A 14,698-nucleotide genomic window follows, 5' to 3' on the forward strand; every position below is an offset into this window, starting at 1 on the left:
TTGCCGCCATGAGCAGCCCCACCTACCGCATCGCGCCCTCCATCCTGTCCGCCGACTTCGCGCGCCTGGGCGCCGAGGTCACCGACGTGATCGCCGCCGGCGCCGACTGGATCCATTTCGACGTCATGGACAACCACTACGTGCCCAACCTCACTTTCGGCCCGATGGTCTGCCAGGCCCTCAAGCCGCACGCGAAGAGGGCCGACGGCACGCCGGTGCCGATCGACGTGCACCTGATGATCCAGCCGGTCGACGCGCTGGCGGCGGCCTTCGCGCAGGCCGGCGCCGACTACATCAGCTTTCACCCTGACGCGTCGCCGCACGTGCATCGCAGCATCCAGGCGATCCGTGCCGCGGGCTGCAAGCCGGGGCTGGTGTTCAACCCCGGGGCGGGGCTCGAAGCGCTCGACTGGGCGATCGACGACATCGACCTGATCCTCATCATGAGCGTGAACCCCGGCTTCGGCGGCCAGAGCTTCATCGATTCGGCGCTGCGCAAGATCGAACAGGCGCGCAAGCGCATCGAGCAGAGCGGCCGCGACATCCGCCTGGAGGTCGACGGGGGCATCAAGGCCGACAACATCGCCCGTGTGGCCTCCGCCGGCGCCGACACCTTCGTGGCGGGCAGCGCGATCTTCAACGCCAAGGACTACGCCAGCGTGGTTTCCGCGATGCGCGCCAACCTCGACACGGTCACCGTCAAGGCTTGACCTTGTCGTTGTAGACGCGGTCGGTTTCTTCGCCGCGGCTGGTGTCGACCACGCCGCGTTCCACGTCGTCGTGGGCGCGCTTGCCGAGTTCGGTGGCCGCGCCGTCCTGGTTTTGCTGGCTGTCCGACGATTCGTCGCGCTCGTGCGGCAGCCGCGGTGCGGATTCGCCGCCTTGCTCGACCTTGGTCTTGCCGTCCTGGTCGGGGCGCACGGCATCGGTGTCGCGGGGCTGGTTGTCTTTGTTTCGTGTGGGGGTGGCCATGGCTTGCTCCTGTAATTTCTTCTTGTGGCATGCGGGGCGCACAAGCACGGTAGGACCGCCGGGCCGGCCGCTGTAGGATCGTCGGCGATGGCCGATACACCGCTTCACGACACCCTGCGCATCCACAGTTTCGCGTCCACCGAGCCCGGCCCGCGGCTCATCGTGCTGGGCGGGGTGCACGGCAACGAGACCTGCGGCACCGTCGGCATCGAACGTGCCGTCGCCGAACTCGACAGCGGCGCGCTGATGCTGCTGCGCGGCCAGCTCACGCTGGTGCCAGTGGCCAATCCGCTGGCGCGGCGCCTGATGCAGCGCGAGGGCGAGCGCAACCTCAACCGCTCGTTCCGACCGAGCGATGCGCCGGCCGACTACGAGGCCCGCATCACCAATCTGCTGTGTCCGCTGCTCGACCGCCACGAGGTGCTGCTCGACCTGCATTCCTTCCAGAGCGCGGGCGAGGCCTTCGCGATGATCGGGCCGCGCGACAACACCGGCACGCTCGAGCCCTTTGCGCGCGCCACCGAGGAGGGCCGGCTGGCGCTGCACATCGGCACGCCGCGCGTGGTCGAGGGCTGGCTCGACATCTACGCCGCCGGCCTGGCGCAGCGGGCGGGCGGCGCACCGGCCGACGACGCGGCGCTGGCCTTCGGCTGGGGCACCAACGAGTACATGCGCAGCCGAGGCGGCTACGGCGTGACGCTCGAGTGCGGCCAGCACGCCGACCCGGCCGCGCCCGACGTGGCGCACGCGGCCATCCATTCGGCGCTGCGGTTGCTGGGCATGGTGTCGGGCGAAGCCGTCGCACCGCCGCAACCCGCGCTGCTGCGCCTGGTCAGCGTGACCGACCGCGACGATGAGGACGATCAGTTCGTGCGCGAATGGGCCACCTTCGACGCGGTGGCGAAGGGCGAGCCGATCGCGGTGCGCGCCGACGGCCGCGTGCTGCACGCCGAGCGCGACGGCTTCGTGATCTTCCCGAACACCGAGGCGCAGCCGGGTGCGGAGTGGTTCTACTTCGCGGTGGAGAGCGATCGGCGGCTCTAGGCGTCTGCTTCTGGGCCGACGGCGGGCGAGGCGGCGTTCCTACATCGCTGCGCAGGTGGGCGACGTACGTTGCGAGGCTGGAGGACTCCAGCATGCCCGCTTCTCATTCACCCGCCCCCCGCGTCCTGTGGAAGGGCGCCATCAGCTTCGGCCTGGTGCACATCCCGGTCGCGCTCTATTCGGCCACGACCGACCACAGCATCGACTTCGACTGGCTCGACAAGCGAACGATGGACCCGGTGGGCTACAAGCGCATCAACAAGAAGACCGGCAAGGAAATCGCGAAGGAGCAGATCGTCAAGGGCGTTGCCTACGAGGACGGCCAGTACGTGGTGCTGACCGACGCGGAGATCGCCGCGGCTTACCCCAAGACCACGCAGACCGTCGAGATCGAGACCTTCGTGCCGGCCGACAGCATTCCGTTCGTCTACCTCGAGCGGCCCTACTACGTGGCACCGATCAACCGCGGCGCCAAGGTCTATGCGTTGCTGCGCGAGACGCTGCAGCGCACCGGCCGCGTGGGCGTGGCCCGTGTGGTGATCCAGACCAAGCAGCACCTCGCCGTGCTCGTGCCCTCCGGCCCGGGCCTGGTGCTGAACCTCCTGCGCTGGGGTGCAGACATCCGGTCGTGGAAAGACCTGCCGCTGCCGGCCGAGAGCGCCAAGGCCGCGGGCCTGTCGGAGCGTGAACTCAAGATGGCCGGCGAGCTGGTCGAGGACATGAGTTCCGACTGGGACCCGGACGAGTTCAAGGATTCGTTCAAGGACGAGATCATGCGGCTGGTCGACCAGAAGGTCGCGGCCGGCGACACCGAATCCGTGACCCAGCCCGAGCCGTCGGAAGAGGGCGGTGGCAGCAGCGGCGCCAAGATCCTCGACCTGACCGAATTGCTGCAGCGCAGCTTGCGCAAGGGCGGCAAGGCGGCGTCGAAGGGCGATGCAGAAGAGGACGACGGCGAGGCGCCAGCGCGGTCGAAGGCCAAGCCTGCCGCCAAGGCGGGCAAGGCACCGGCGCGCAAGACCGCTGCTTCCAAGCCGGTCGCGAAGGCGCCGGCGAAGACCGCCACGAAACGCCGCGCCGCCTGAGAGGCCTCCAATGAGCATGGGCGCGCGCGAGGCACTCGCTCCCTACCACCGCAAGCGCGACTTCGCCAAGACGCCGGAGCCGCGCAGCGGCGGCGAATCGGGCAAGGGCATGCTGGCCTTCGTGGTCCAGAAGCACCACGCGAGCCATCTGCACTACGACTTCCGGCTCGAGCTCGACGGCACCCTGGTGAGCTGGGCGGTACCCAAGGGGCCGTGCCTCGACCCCCAGGTCAAGCGCATGGCGGTGCATGTCGAGGACCATCCGCTCTCCTATGGCGGCTTCGAGGGAACGATCCCGCCCGGCCAGTACGGCGCCGGTACCGTGATCGTCTGGGACCGCGGCGAATGGCGACCCGACGGCGATGCGCGCAAGGCGCTCGCGGCCGGCAAGCTGAAGTTCGAACTGCGCGGCGAGAAGCTCCAGGGTCACTGGACGCTGGTGCGCATGCGCGGCAAGGGTGAGAAGCAGGAGCCGTGGCTGCTGATCAAGGAGAGGGATGCGCAGGCGCGCCCGCTCGACGACTACGACGTGACCGAGGCGCTGCCCAACAGTGTGATCAATGGCGCTCCCGTGGAAGCGCCCGAGCCGGCGAAGAAAGCGATGAAGAAGCCGTCGGCGAAGGCCGTGGCACGACAACCTGCGGTGCGCAAGTTATCCACGCGCGCCGTCCCACTGCCCGCCACCCTCGCACCCCAGCTCGCCACCCTGGCCACCGCCCCGCCCGGCGACCTCGACGCCTGGCTCTGGGAACTGAAGTTCGACGGCTACCGGCTCGTCACGCGCATCGACAAGGGCAAGGTGCGCTGCTTCACCCGCAATGGCCACGATTGGACCGACAAGCTCCCGGAACTGGCGCACGCGCTGGCGCAACTCGAGGTGACCTCGGCCTGGCTCGACGGCGAGATCGTGGTGCAGGGCGAAAACGATGCACCGAGCTTCCAAAGCCTGCAGAACGCCTTCGAGCGGCGAGCCACCGCGTCGATCGTCTACTGGATCTTCGACCTGCCCTTCGTCGACGGCGAAGATCTGCGCGAGCAGCCGGTCGAGGCGCGGCGCGAGCGGCTGGCGGCCTTGCTGACCGACGAGCTCGCGCCGCGCCTGCGCTTCAGCGAGACCTTCGACGCGCCGCCGCGCGACCTGCTCGCCTCCGTCACCGCGCTGGGCTTCGAAGGGCTGATCGGCAAGCGCAAGGGGTCGGCCTACGTGTCACGCCGCTCTTCGGACTGGATCAAGCTCAAGAGCCACCAGCGGCAGGAGTTCGTGATCGGCGGCTACACGGCGCCCAAGGGCTCGCGGGCCGGCTTTGGCGCGCTGCTGCTGGGGGTGCACGACGCCAAGGGCGCGCTGCACTACTGCGGCAACGTGGGCACCGGTTTCGACGGCGGCCGCCTGGCGGACATCAAGGCGCGCCTGGACAAGCTGGCGACCGATCGTTCCCCCTTCGTTGAGGGCGAGGCCGGCGTGCCACGTACCGTGAAGGCGCAATGGGTGAAGCCGCAGCTCGTCGCCGAAGTCAGCTTCGGCGAATGGACGCGCGAGCACCGGGTGCGTCACAGCGTCTTCCAGGGCCTGCGCACCGACAAGCCGGCGCGACAGGTCACGCGCGAGAAGGCGGTGGCTGTCGCCGAGACGGCCAAGCCCTCGGCCATCTCCAAGAAAACTGCGACGAAGAAAGCCAAGCCGATGTCCACGCCCCGCATCACCAACGCCGACCGCGTGATCGACCAGGACAGCGGGGTCACCAAGGGCGAACTGGTCGCGTACTACGTGCAGGCGTCCGAACTCATCCTGCCCCACCTCAAGGGCCGCCCGGTCTCGCTGGTGCGTGCGCCCGAGGGCATCGGCGGCGAACTCTTTTTCCAGAAGCATGCGAAGGGCACGGACATGCCGGGCATCACCCTGCTCGACCCGTCGCTCGACCGTGACCACGACCCGCTGCTGCAGATCGACCGCGCCCAGGGCCTGACCTCGGCGGCGCAGATGAACGTGGTGGAGCTGCACACCTGGAACGCGACCTCCAGCGCGATCGACCGGCCCGACCGCATGACCTTCGACCTGGACCCGGGCGAGGGCGTCGACTGGGCGCACATGCAGGAAGCCGCGATGCTGATGCGCACGCTGCTCGACGAGCTGGGGCTGGTCGGCTTCCTCAAGACCAGCGGCGGCAAGGGCCTGCACGTGCTGGTGCCGATCCGCCGCCACTTCGGCTGGGACGACGTCAAGGGCTTCTCGCAAGCGGTGGTGCAGCACATGGCGCAGACCATTCCGGAACGCTTCGTCGCCAAGAGCGGGCCGCGCAACCGCGTCGGCAAGATCTTCGTGGACTACCTGCGCAACGGCTTCGGCGCCACCACGGCCAGCGCCTGGTCGGCGCGTTCGCGCCCGGGCCTGGGCGTGTCGGTGCCGGTGGCGTGGGAGGAGTTGCCGTCGCTCACCTCGGGTGCGCACTGGACCTTGCAGACCGCGCCGGGGCGCTTCGCTGTCGGCAACAAGCCCTGGAGCGACTGGGAGAAGGGTCGCAAGGGCCTGGCCAGGTCGATGAAGCTGGTCGGTTTCTCCCCGCTCCAGGCTTGAAGGCGCTCAGAACGCCGCTCAGGCGTTCTTCACCTCGTCCGTCACCACCTCGAAGTGGTTCAGCGTGTTGGCGCCGAACACCATCGTGATCGGCACGTCGGCTGCGTCGCGCCCGCGGGCGATCACGATGCGGCCGATGCGCGGCGTGTTGTGGCGCGCGTCGAAGGTGTGCCAGCGGTCGCCCAGGTAGACCTCGAACCAGGCGCTGAAGTCCATCGGGTAAGGCACCGCCGGGATGCCGATGTCGCCCAGGTAGCCGGTGACGTAGCGTGCCGGGATGTTCATGCAGCGGCACAGCGTGATCGCCAGGTGCGTGAAGTCGCGGCACACGCCCACCCGCTCACGGAAGCCTTCGAGGGCGGTGCGCGTCGCGCGGGCCTGCTGGTAGTCGAAACGCAGGTGGTTGTGCACGAAATCGCAGATGGCCTGCACGCGATGCCAGCCCGGCGTGACGTTGCCGAACTGCGACCAGGCGAAGGCCAGCAGTTCGCTGTCGACTTCGCAATAGCGGCTCGGCAGCACGAAAGGGAGCGTGGAAACCGGCAGATCGGCCGCGGTGTGCTCGATGGCACCGTAGTCGACCGGGTCGTGCCAGCCCGAGTCGTACACGACGGCGTTGTTGCGCAGCCGAACGCTGTTCACACCAAAGGGCACGTGCACGCGGGCGCAGGCGTTGTCGAAGCTGTCCTGGTAGTGGTCGGTTTGCAGCGGCGGGCTGATCGTGATGTTCTCCCCACCTTGGACGTCGCCGCTGCGTGACGGGTGGACGCGAAGCATGTAGATGAGCGCGGTGGGCGCGGTGACGCCGATTTCGATGTCATAGCCGATCTGGATGAGCATGGCGTCGCTTCGCAAGAGTGAGGTAGTGGAGAAGGTAAAGCAGGTTCGGTGCCCGGTGCCGCGGAGCACGCGGATGAGGCCCTGATCCTAGGCCCCCACCGGCCACACGGGCGCGCCACCACGCCGCGAGCGTGCGTAGGCCGAGGCTGATGCGTCGGCCCGCTCCTACCGGGATCGGCCACGCGCTCCCACAAGCGCGAGCGCGGGACCACTACGGTGTGCGGCTCGGCGACACCCTAACCTCGCTGAGCACCCAGAAGCCAGGCGCAGCGGGCCGGCTACATCGGCCATGCCGTTCCCATCCCATCTTCCCGAAGGCCACCATGGATCTTTCCCCCCTGGTCAATTTGCTGAACAGCCCCCTCATGGACGGGGTTCTGCTCTGGACCGTGGCGGCGGTGGCGAGTGTCGTCGGCCTCGTGGGGCTGGCGAATGCGCTGGACATGTACCTGGACACCGAGACGAACTGAGCTTTCCCCGGTGCCCGTGGGGCACCGTTTTACCGATTCGATTCCAAGGACAAGAATGACCCCACGTAACAGGGCAGCGGCCGGACGCCGCCCGAAGGCCAGCGACGGCCCGAACAGCAAGCAATTGCAGCTGGCTGGCTTTGCTCAGGAGACCACGTCGCAACTGACCACGAATCAGGGCCTGCACATCCCGGACAACCACAACTCGCTGAAGGCAGGCGTGCGCGGGCCGACGCTGCTCGAGGACTTCATCCTTCGCGAGAAGATCACCCATTTCGACCACGAGCGCATTCCGGAGCGCGCAGTGCACGCACGCGGTGCAGCGGCGCATGGCTATTTCCAGGTCTACAAGTCGATGTCGCAGTTCAGCTGCGCCGACTTCCTGCAGGACCCGGCCCAGAAGACGCCCGTTTTCGTGCGCTTCTCGACCGTCGCCGGTTCCCGCGGGTCGGCCGACACGGTACGTGACGTGCGCGGCTTCGCCGTCAAGTTCTACACCCAGCAAGGCAACTACGACCTCGTGGGCAACAACATCCCGGTGTTCTTCATCCAGGACGCGATGAAGTTCCCCGACCTGATCCATGCCGTCAAGCCCGAGCCGCACCACGAGATGCCGCAGGCCGCCAGTGCGCACGACACCTTCTGGGACTTCGCGTCGCTGATGCCCGAGAGCACCCACATGCTGATGTGGGCCATGAGCGACCGCGCCATCCCGCGCAGCTACCGGATGATGGAAGGCTTCGGCGTCCACACCTTCCGCTTCGTCAACGCGCGTGGCGAGTCGCACTTCGTCAAGTTCCATTGGAAGCCCAAGCTGGGCATCCACGGTCTGGCTTGGGACGAGGCGCAGAAGATCGCCGGCAAAGACCCCGACTTCCACCGCCGCGACCTGTGGGAAGCCATCGAGAACGGCGACTTCCCCGAGTGGGAGCTGGGCGTGCAGATGATCCCGCAGGACAAGGAGCATTCGCTGGGCTTCGACCTCCTGGACCCGACCAAGCTGATCCCCGAGGAACTGGTGCCGGTGCAGCGCATCGGCAAGCTGGTGCTCGACCGCAACCCCGACAACTTCTTCGCCGAGACGGAGCAGGTCGCCTTCCATCCCGGCCACGTGGTGCCGGGCATCGACTTCAGCAACGACCCACTGCTGCAAGGGCGCTTGTTCTCGTACACCGACACGCAGATCTCGCGGCTCGGTGGCGCCAACTTCCACGAGCTGCCGATCAACAAGGCCGTGTGCCCCTTCCACAACTTCCAGCGCGACGGCATGCACCGCCAGACGATCGCGCGTGGGCAGGTCGCCTACGAGCCGAACACGCTGGGCAGCGGCTCGGAGTTCCGCGTCGACGGCGAAAGCGGTGGCTTCCAGTCCTTCCCCGAAGAGATCGAGACGCCGAAGATCCGTCGCCGCAGCGCGTCCTTCGACGACCACTTCACGCAGGCGCGCCTGTTCTTCAACAGCCAGACCATGGCCGAGAAGGAACACATCGTCGCGGCCTTCCGCTTCGAGCTGTCGAAGCTCGAGGTGCCGGCGATCCGCCAGCGCATGGTCGACAACCTGGCGCATGTCGACGAAAAGCTGGCCCGCCGCGTGGCCGAGCCGCTGGGCATCGGTGCGCCCGACGCCAAGGCGGCGGCGGGGCGGCCGGGCTTCCGTGACCACCGCATGGCGCTGGCCATCGAAGAGTCGCCCGCACTGCGCATGGCCGACACGGGTGATGGTTCCGTCAAGACGCGCAAGATCGCGATCCTCGCTGCCGACGGTGTCGATTCGGCTTCACTCAAGCCGATTCGCGAGGCGCTCGAAGCGGCCGGTGCGCAATGCAAGGTCATCGGGCCGCGCCTGGGCACCGTGGCGAGCGCGTCGAAGCGACAGATCGAGATCGACGCGACCTTCGCAGCCATGCCCTCGATCATGTTCGACGCCGTGCTGATCCCGGCCGGCAAGGACGGCGCGACGGCCCTGCGCCAGAACGGCGAGGCGCTGCACTTCGCCCTGGAGGCCTTCAAGCACTGCAAGGCCATCTGCGCGGTCGGTGAGGGTGTGGAACTGTTGTCGCTGGTGGGCGTGAACCGCGACCCGGCATCCGCGGCGGCGGGTGTGGTGGTTGCCGAGACGCCGGTGACGAACCTGGGCGACACGACCGCGGCGACGGACATCGCGACGGCATTCATCGCTGCAATCGCCAAGCATCGGCACTGGGACCGCGCGAACATCGACGCCGTGCCCGCCTGACGCCTCTGTCCGAGGTTTTCCCGATGCGCACCGGGCGGCGCGCATCGGGGCGGGCTCAGCCCGCGTTCTTCAGCGCCTTCTTGGCTTTTTCGCCGGAGTTCTGCGCGCGGTTCTTGTGATAGCCGGACTTCACGTTGTTGACCGCCTTGCCCACGGGGCCGCTTTTCTTCGCTTCGTTGTCCGCGCGTTTTTCGTCGATCTTGTGCTTGGCCGCGTCGGTCGCCTCCGAGGCGGCCTTGCCGACCTGTGCATGAGCGCCGCCCAGCAGCGCGAGCGAGGTGATCGTGGCGAAAAGAATCTTCTTCATGGGTGCTCCAGAGGATGTGAACGACTCTGGATCTTTGCATCCCACGCCGACAGGGGTTGTCAGTCGGCGCCGCGACGGGCCGCGAGCCTCAGGAGCGGGTTCGAAAGTCGAACTGCTGGTGAAAGTTCACACCGTTCGCCGTGCCCTCGAGGTCGACGCTGTAGCGCGCGTCGGGCGCCAGTTCACGCCGCGGGACCATGAAGAACTCGTGGCCGCTCTGCGGCACCGCATTGGTCCGAACGGGCACGACGGTGCCGGCACTGTCCTTGAGCGTGTAGCTGGTGACGTGCAACTCGGCGCCCTCGTCGGCGCGCAGGTAGATCGGCGGCCCCATCTGTACCGTGGGGTCGGTGATCCGCGGGAAGGGGTTGGGTTCTTCGGTCGCCGGCGCGAAGGCGTAGTCGATGTCGACGCTGCCCTCGCAGGGGTAGCTCGCCACCTTGCCGGCACCGAGCAGCGGAAGCGCTTCCTGGCGGCCCAGGAGCACACCCAGACGCTGGTTGACCACGAGCGTCGTCAGGCCGTCCGACCCGGTCTTCCGGTCTTCTTTCGTGACCGCCGCCAGCCCGCCGACGCGCGCGGCGACCATCGCGCCGCGCAGGTGCGCGACCGAGTTGAGCAGCGAACGCATGTCGCGTTCGCCGCGCGCTGCCGCCGTGGGCTGGGACATGGGGGCGGCCGAGACGTAGGTCTCGGTCGATGCGGTCAGCAACTCGACGACGTAGGGGCCGTAGCCCGCGAACTGGGCACGGTCGGTCGCCAGCGCGCCGGTATAGAAAGGGTTGTTGACGTTGGCTTCGTCGTGGCCGGTGGCATAGGCGCCGTCGCTGCCTTCGGACAGCAGGTACTTGCCGTGGGCACGCGAGGCTGCGTCGAGCCGTGTGTTCTGCTCGAGCGCGCCGAAGCCGCATTGCGTGCGCGCCGACTGGAAATAGGTCCAGGCCGCCAGCTCACCGGAACCGGCGGGATAGCCTGAGGACGGAAGTTCGTCGACCGACGCCTGGACGGTCGCCTGGACTGCGGGCGCCCCGGACGAGGCAGCCTCCTGGCCGTCCCCCGCGCCACCCCCACCCCCGCCGCAACCGCTCAGGCCGAGCACCGTGCCGATCAGCGCGGCGCACAGGGGGAACGGCCGCGCGATCGGCGCGGGGCGAAAACGACGGGACGGGCGCATGGACATACAACGAAAGCAATCAGAAGCGGCGAGCGTGCCCGCCGCATGCGAACTAAATTGCTAGCTGTTCCCGCTTTGCCGTGTAGGCCAAGGGCCCGCAGCGCAGTTCGGTCGCACTGGGGCAGGCGCCACAGCGTGACCAGACGCTAGTCGCGCTTGGGAATCAGCAGCCCGCGTGACACCGCCGGGCGGGCGACAAAGGCAGCGAGCACGCGATCGACATGAGTGAATTCGTCGAAACCGACCAGCTCACGCGCCTCGTAGAAGCCGATCAGGTTGCGCACCCACGGGAAGATCGCGATGTCGGCGATCGAATATTCCGCGCCCATCATCCAGTCGCGTCCGGCCAGGTGCTTGTCCAGCACGCCGAGCAGGCGCTTCGATTCGGCCACGTAGCGGTCGCGCGGGCGCTTGTCGTCGTACTCCTTGCCGGCGAACTTGTGGAAGAAGCCGAGCTGGCCGAACATCGGCCCGATGCCGCCCATCTGGAACATCACCCACTGCAGGCATTCGTAGCGGCCGGCCGCGTCCTGCGGGATGAACCGGCCGGTCTTCTCGGCCAGGTACACCAGGATGGCGCCCGATTCGAACAGGGCCAGCGGCTGCCCACCTGGCCCGTGCGGATCGAGGATGGCCGGGATCTTGTTGTTCGGGTTGAGCGACAGGAAGGCCGGCGACATCTGGTCGTTGTTGTCGAAGCGCACCAGGTGCGGCTCGTAGGGCAGGCCGAGTTCTTCCAGCAGGATCGACACCTTCACGCCGTTGGGCGTGGGCAGCGAATACAGCTGGAGACGGTCGGGGTCCTGCGCGGGCCACTTCTGGGTGATGGGGAAGGCGGAGAGATCGGTCATGGCGGTGTCCTTGGGAAACGGGGTGCGGCGTCGAACGCGATGCGCTGGTCGGAACGGTGAATTCTGCCGTCCGTCTTTCAAGCAGGGGGCGCACCGGGTGCGATGACCTTGAGCCACGGCCAGCGCGCCTGGTAGCTCGCGGCCTTGGCGCGGAACAGGTCCGGCAGCGCATGACGTGGGTTGATCCGCAGGATGCCGTCGGCCAGGTCCTGCAGGCTGTCGGGCAGGTACAGCGCGCCATCGGCCACGTCGATGCCGACGCAGGTGCAGGCCACGAGGTAGCGGTCGATGCCGTCGCGTGCCGAGCGCAGCACTGGGTAGGCCGCACCGAAACGCGCCGCATACCACCGGTGCACCCGTGCCTGGTTCTTGACCTCGACTGTCACGTCCAGGTCGGCCGTCGCGGTCTGCACGCGCCGGATCGCTGCGTCTTCCGCGTCCCACGACAGGTTGCTGTCGTCGAAGTAGAAGACGTCGTAGTCCTTGACGTCGGCGTCTGCCGCACGACCCGTGCGCAGGTTCCACACGGCCTGGAACAGGCACCCCGCGGTAAGGTGGCACTGGGGCAGGTCGAGCGTGCGAAGTCGCGCCAGCAACGCGACGTTGACAGGGTTGCGCCGGGCCATCGCCAGGAAGTCGTCGGAGGTGAGAGGCATTGAGACAGGGAGTGTGCCCGGCCCGAGGCCAGTTCCACGGCCTCCTTGCGCGACGGCGCATTCGCTAGGTCAGCAGCGAATTCACGACCCTCTCCAGCAAATCATCCACGTCGGTGGCCGCGACTGCATCGGGAAGTGCCACATCGCCATAGAGCACAAAGACAGGCTTGCCCCATTTCAGGCCCATCGCGATCTCCGACAGCGTGCCCATGTTGCCGCCGATGGCCACCAGACAGACACCGCTGCGCGCGACGATGCCGTTGCGCAGCTCGCCCATGCCGGTCGGCACGGCCACGCTGAGCCACTCGTTGGCGTTGCGGTCGTCGTCCTCGGGCAGGATGCCGATGGCGATGCCGCCGGCCTCCGTCGCACCGCGCGAAGCGGCCGCCATCACGCCGCCCCGGCCGCCGCAGATCACGGCCACGCCAGCGCTGGCGAGGTGATAGGCGACGGTGCGCGCCGCATCGCACTCACGCGCCCCGCCGTCGCCCGGCCCGATCATCGCGACCGGCTGGCGGTGGCGATCGACGCCTTTCTGACGCTGCGCCAGGCGTGCAAGCGCCTCAATGACCGGCGCCGAGGGCACCGCGTTCACGCCTTCTGGTAACGACATCACCCACTCCCATCACGATCACACATACCACCATGAGCACCAGCGACAGCGCCGATGCCACCGGAAAATCCGACCCCCCGTCGCTCACCTGCGCGAGCAGCATCAGCGGCAGGATGTTCAACTGCGTCCCGACCAGCGCCAGCGCCGTGCCGTAGGTGCCCATGGCGAGCGCGGCGACGACGCAGCCGCTGGCCAGCACGGAAGGCGCGACCTCGGGCACCACGGTGTCCCAGAACGCACGCGCACGCGACGCGCCCAGCGTGCGTGCCGCTAGCGCCGGACGCCGGTCCAGGTTGGCGAACACTGGGTACAGCGACAGCGCCACCCGCGGGATCAGGTAGTAGGCATAGGCAAAGCCCAGGCCCGTCACGCTGTAGATCCAGCTGCCGACCACGGCCGGGTCGGCGCCCAGGCCCGCGAGCAGCTGGGTCACGAAGCCGGCACGCCCGAACGCGAGGATGAAGCCATAGGCGATCACCAGGCCAGAGAAGGCCAGCGGCAGGCCGAGCAGCGTCATCATCCACTGGCGCCGGTGCGCGGGCTGCCGTGCGAGTTCGATCGCGATGCAAGTCCCCACGACGGCCGACACCGTGCCCGCCGCCAGCCCCAGCAGCAGCGTGTTGCGCAGCGCGCCGAGGAACAGCGGCTGGCCGAACAGCCGCCCGAAGGCGCTGCCGCCGTCCGAGAAAGCCTCAGGCAGCAGCGCCGCCAGCGGCGCCGCGAAGAACAGCGCCATGAAGACCCAGGCGGGCCAGGCACCGAAACGCCGCATGGCCTACTTGCCCACCGTGGCTTGCGCCCAGAGCTGGTCGAGCTCGGCCTTGCGTTCGGACGCCTTCACCACGTCGAGCGGCCGGACCTGCGGTGCCGGCGGCATCTTGGCGGCCACGTCGGCCGACAGCGCGATGCCGGGCACGGCCGGGCGCACGAAGCCTTGCGCGAACAGCGACTGGCCGGCCTCGCTCATGATGAAGTTGAGCCACAGCTTGCCGGCGTTCGGGTTCGGGCCGTTCTTCACCAGGCTGATGGCGTACGGCGCCGCGACGCTCGCTTCCTTGGGGATGACGACCTCGACCGCATCGCCCATGCCGTCGACGTGCTTGGCCTTGAGGCCGTCGTTCTCGTAGCTGATCCACACGGGGATCTCGCCCTTGAGGAACTTGGCGTAGGGCGTGGTGCCTTCCACGCGCAGCACGTTGCCGGCCGCATGCAGCTTGCCCAGGTAGTCGGTGCCGGGCTTGACGTTGTCGACGTCGCCGCCGTTGGCGTACGCCGCGGCGAAGGTCAGCACCTGGCCGATGCCGGTAGAGCGCGGGTCGAGGTACACCACCGAACTCTTGAACTCGGGCTTGTGCAGGTCGGCCCAGCCGGTGGGCGTGTTCTTCACCAGCTTCTTGTTCACCAGGAAGGCGATGTTGAGCGTGTGGATGGTGAACCAGCGGCCGTCGGCCTCGCGGAACACCGGCGGCAGCTTGTCGAAGTTGACCGGCTTGAAGGGCGCGACCACGTCCTTCTTCACCGCATCGACCGCGGAGGCGGCGAAGTAGTAGGCCGTGTCGGCCTGCGGGCGGCGACGGGTCTTGTCCAATGCGACGACGGTCGCCGCGGAACCGATGTCGTTGTAGGTGAGCTCGATCTCCGGGTAGCGCTTCTTGAAGTCACGGAACAGCGACTTCCAGTTGGCCCATTCGGGGCCGGTGTCGAAGGAGACGCAGAGGCCTTCCTTCTGCGCTTCGGCATAGAGCGCCTTCTCGCCCGCATAGAGCTCGGGGCCGTCGAAGGCGAAGGCGGTGCGTGCCACCAGCGTGGCCAGCGACAGTGCGGGCAAGGCGCCGGCGGCCTGGATCAGATGTCTGCGTTGCATGGAGGAACTCC

15 protein-coding genes are annotated in these 14,698 nt (G+C 68.0%); 6 read left to right on the forward strand and 9 right to left on the reverse strand.

All coding sequences use genetic code 11. The features are described from left to right. Positions 1-8: 8 nt before the first annotated feature. A complete protein-coding gene (gene rpe / locus ACSFA2_RS22670) occupies positions 9-710 on the forward strand; it encodes a ribulose-phosphate 3-epimerase (protein WP_435457581.1) in 702 nt (233 codons plus the stop codon). Here rpe and ACSFA2_RS22675 read toward each other — a convergent pair. Beyond that, entirely contained in the window at positions 700-972 is a 273-nt protein-coding gene (locus ACSFA2_RS22675) for a hypothetical protein (RefSeq protein WP_435457582.1), read from the reverse strand. The two genes, rpe and ACSFA2_RS22675, sit on opposite strands and share 11 nt — an antisense overlap. Before the next feature lie 87 nt (positions 973-1,059). Between ACSFA2_RS22675 and ACSFA2_RS22680 the strand changes: the two genes are divergently transcribed. From ACSFA2_RS22680 to ligD, 3 genes are all read left to right on the forward strand, one after another. Continuing rightward, a complete protein-coding gene (locus tag ACSFA2_RS22680) occupies positions 1,060-2,016 on the forward strand; it encodes a succinylglutamate desuccinylase/aspartoacylase family protein (RefSeq protein WP_435457583.1) in 957 nt (318 codons plus the stop codon). A 92-nt stretch (positions 2,017-2,108) separates the two neighbouring features. After that, the gene (gene ku, locus ACSFA2_RS22685; RefSeq protein WP_435457584.1) at positions 2,109-3,101 is read left to right on the forward strand and encodes a non-homologous end joining protein Ku; all 993 of its coding nucleotides are present in this window, start codon (positions 2,109-2,111) and stop codon (positions 3,099-3,101) included. 16 nt (positions 3,102-3,117) lie between these two features. Next, positions 3,118-5,676 carry a DNA ligase D gene (ligD, locus tag ACSFA2_RS22690; RefSeq protein WP_435457684.1) on the forward strand — a complete coding sequence of 853 codons (2,559 nt, stop codon included), beginning with the start codon at positions 3,118-3,120 and terminating at the stop codon, positions 5,674-5,676. 18 nt (positions 5,677-5,694) lie between these two features. On the opposite strand, the gene ACSFA2_RS22695 is transcribed toward ligD, so the two are convergent. Then, the gene (locus tag ACSFA2_RS22695) at positions 5,695-6,516 is read right to left on the reverse strand and encodes a transglutaminase-like domain-containing protein (RefSeq protein ID WP_435457585.1); all 822 of its coding nucleotides are present in this window, start codon (positions 6,514-6,516) and stop codon (positions 5,695-5,697) included. A gap of 323 nt (positions 6,517-6,839) precedes the next feature. Between ACSFA2_RS22695 and ACSFA2_RS22700 the strand changes: the two genes are divergently transcribed. Next, positions 6,840-6,986: a hypothetical protein gene (locus ACSFA2_RS22700; protein WP_435457586.1), complete on the forward strand. Its 147-nt coding sequence runs from the start codon at positions 6,840-6,842 to the stop codon at positions 6,984-6,986. A gap of 55 nt (positions 6,987-7,041) precedes the next feature. Continuing rightward, positions 7,042-9,222 (forward strand): catalase HPII, encoded by a 2,181-nt coding sequence (gene katE / locus ACSFA2_RS22705; protein WP_435457587.1) that lies wholly within the window; start codon positions 7,042-7,044, stop codon positions 9,220-9,222. A gap of 55 nt (positions 9,223-9,277) precedes the next feature. On the opposite strand, the gene ACSFA2_RS22710 is transcribed toward katE, so the two are convergent. The 7 genes from ACSFA2_RS22710 to ACSFA2_RS22740 all read right to left on the reverse strand — a co-directional run bounded on the left by ACSFA2_RS22710 (position 9,278) and on the right by ACSFA2_RS22740 (position 14,687). Further along, positions 9,278-9,529, reverse strand: a complete 252-nt coding sequence (locus tag ACSFA2_RS22710; RefSeq protein ID WP_286645030.1) for a hypothetical protein — start codon at positions 9,527-9,529, stop codon at positions 9,278-9,280. An 88-nt stretch (positions 9,530-9,617) separates the two neighbouring features. Beyond that, positions 9,618-10,703 (reverse strand): hypothetical protein, encoded by a 1,086-nt coding sequence (locus ACSFA2_RS22715; protein WP_435457588.1) that lies wholly within the window; start codon positions 10,701-10,703, stop codon positions 9,618-9,620. Between the two features lie 146 nt (positions 10,704-10,849). Then, positions 10,850-11,554 (reverse strand): glutathione S-transferase N-terminal domain-containing protein, encoded by a 705-nt coding sequence (locus ACSFA2_RS22720; protein WP_435457589.1) that lies wholly within the window; start codon positions 11,552-11,554, stop codon positions 10,850-10,852. Between the two features lie 77 nt (positions 11,555-11,631). After that, positions 11,632-12,210: a nucleotidyltransferase family protein gene (locus ACSFA2_RS22725; protein WP_435457590.1), complete on the reverse strand. Its 579-nt coding sequence runs from the start codon at positions 12,208-12,210 to the stop codon at positions 11,632-11,634. A 64-nt stretch (positions 12,211-12,274) separates the two neighbouring features. Further along, positions 12,275-12,823, reverse strand: a complete 549-nt coding sequence (locus ACSFA2_RS22730) for a TIGR00725 family protein (protein WP_435457591.1) — start codon at positions 12,821-12,823, stop codon at positions 12,275-12,277. Then, positions 12,774-13,595, reverse strand: a complete 822-nt coding sequence (locus tag ACSFA2_RS22735) for an ABC transporter permease (RefSeq protein ID WP_435457592.1) — start codon at positions 13,593-13,595, stop codon at positions 12,774-12,776. Before ACSFA2_RS22735 ends, ACSFA2_RS22730 begins: the two co-directional genes overlap by 50 nt. Positions 13,596-13,598: 3 nt before the next feature. Further along, on the reverse strand, positions 13,599-14,687 hold the full coding sequence (locus ACSFA2_RS22740; protein ID WP_435457593.1) for an extracellular solute-binding protein: 1,089 nt from the start codon (positions 14,685-14,687) through the stop codon (positions 13,599-13,601). Positions 14,688-14,698 lie beyond the last annotated feature (11 nt).

It is taken from the genome of Variovorax cryoconiti, from assembly GCF_051216395.1.
Classification (GTDB): Bacteria; Pseudomonadota; Gammaproteobacteria; order Burkholderiales; family Burkholderiaceae_C; genus Variovorax.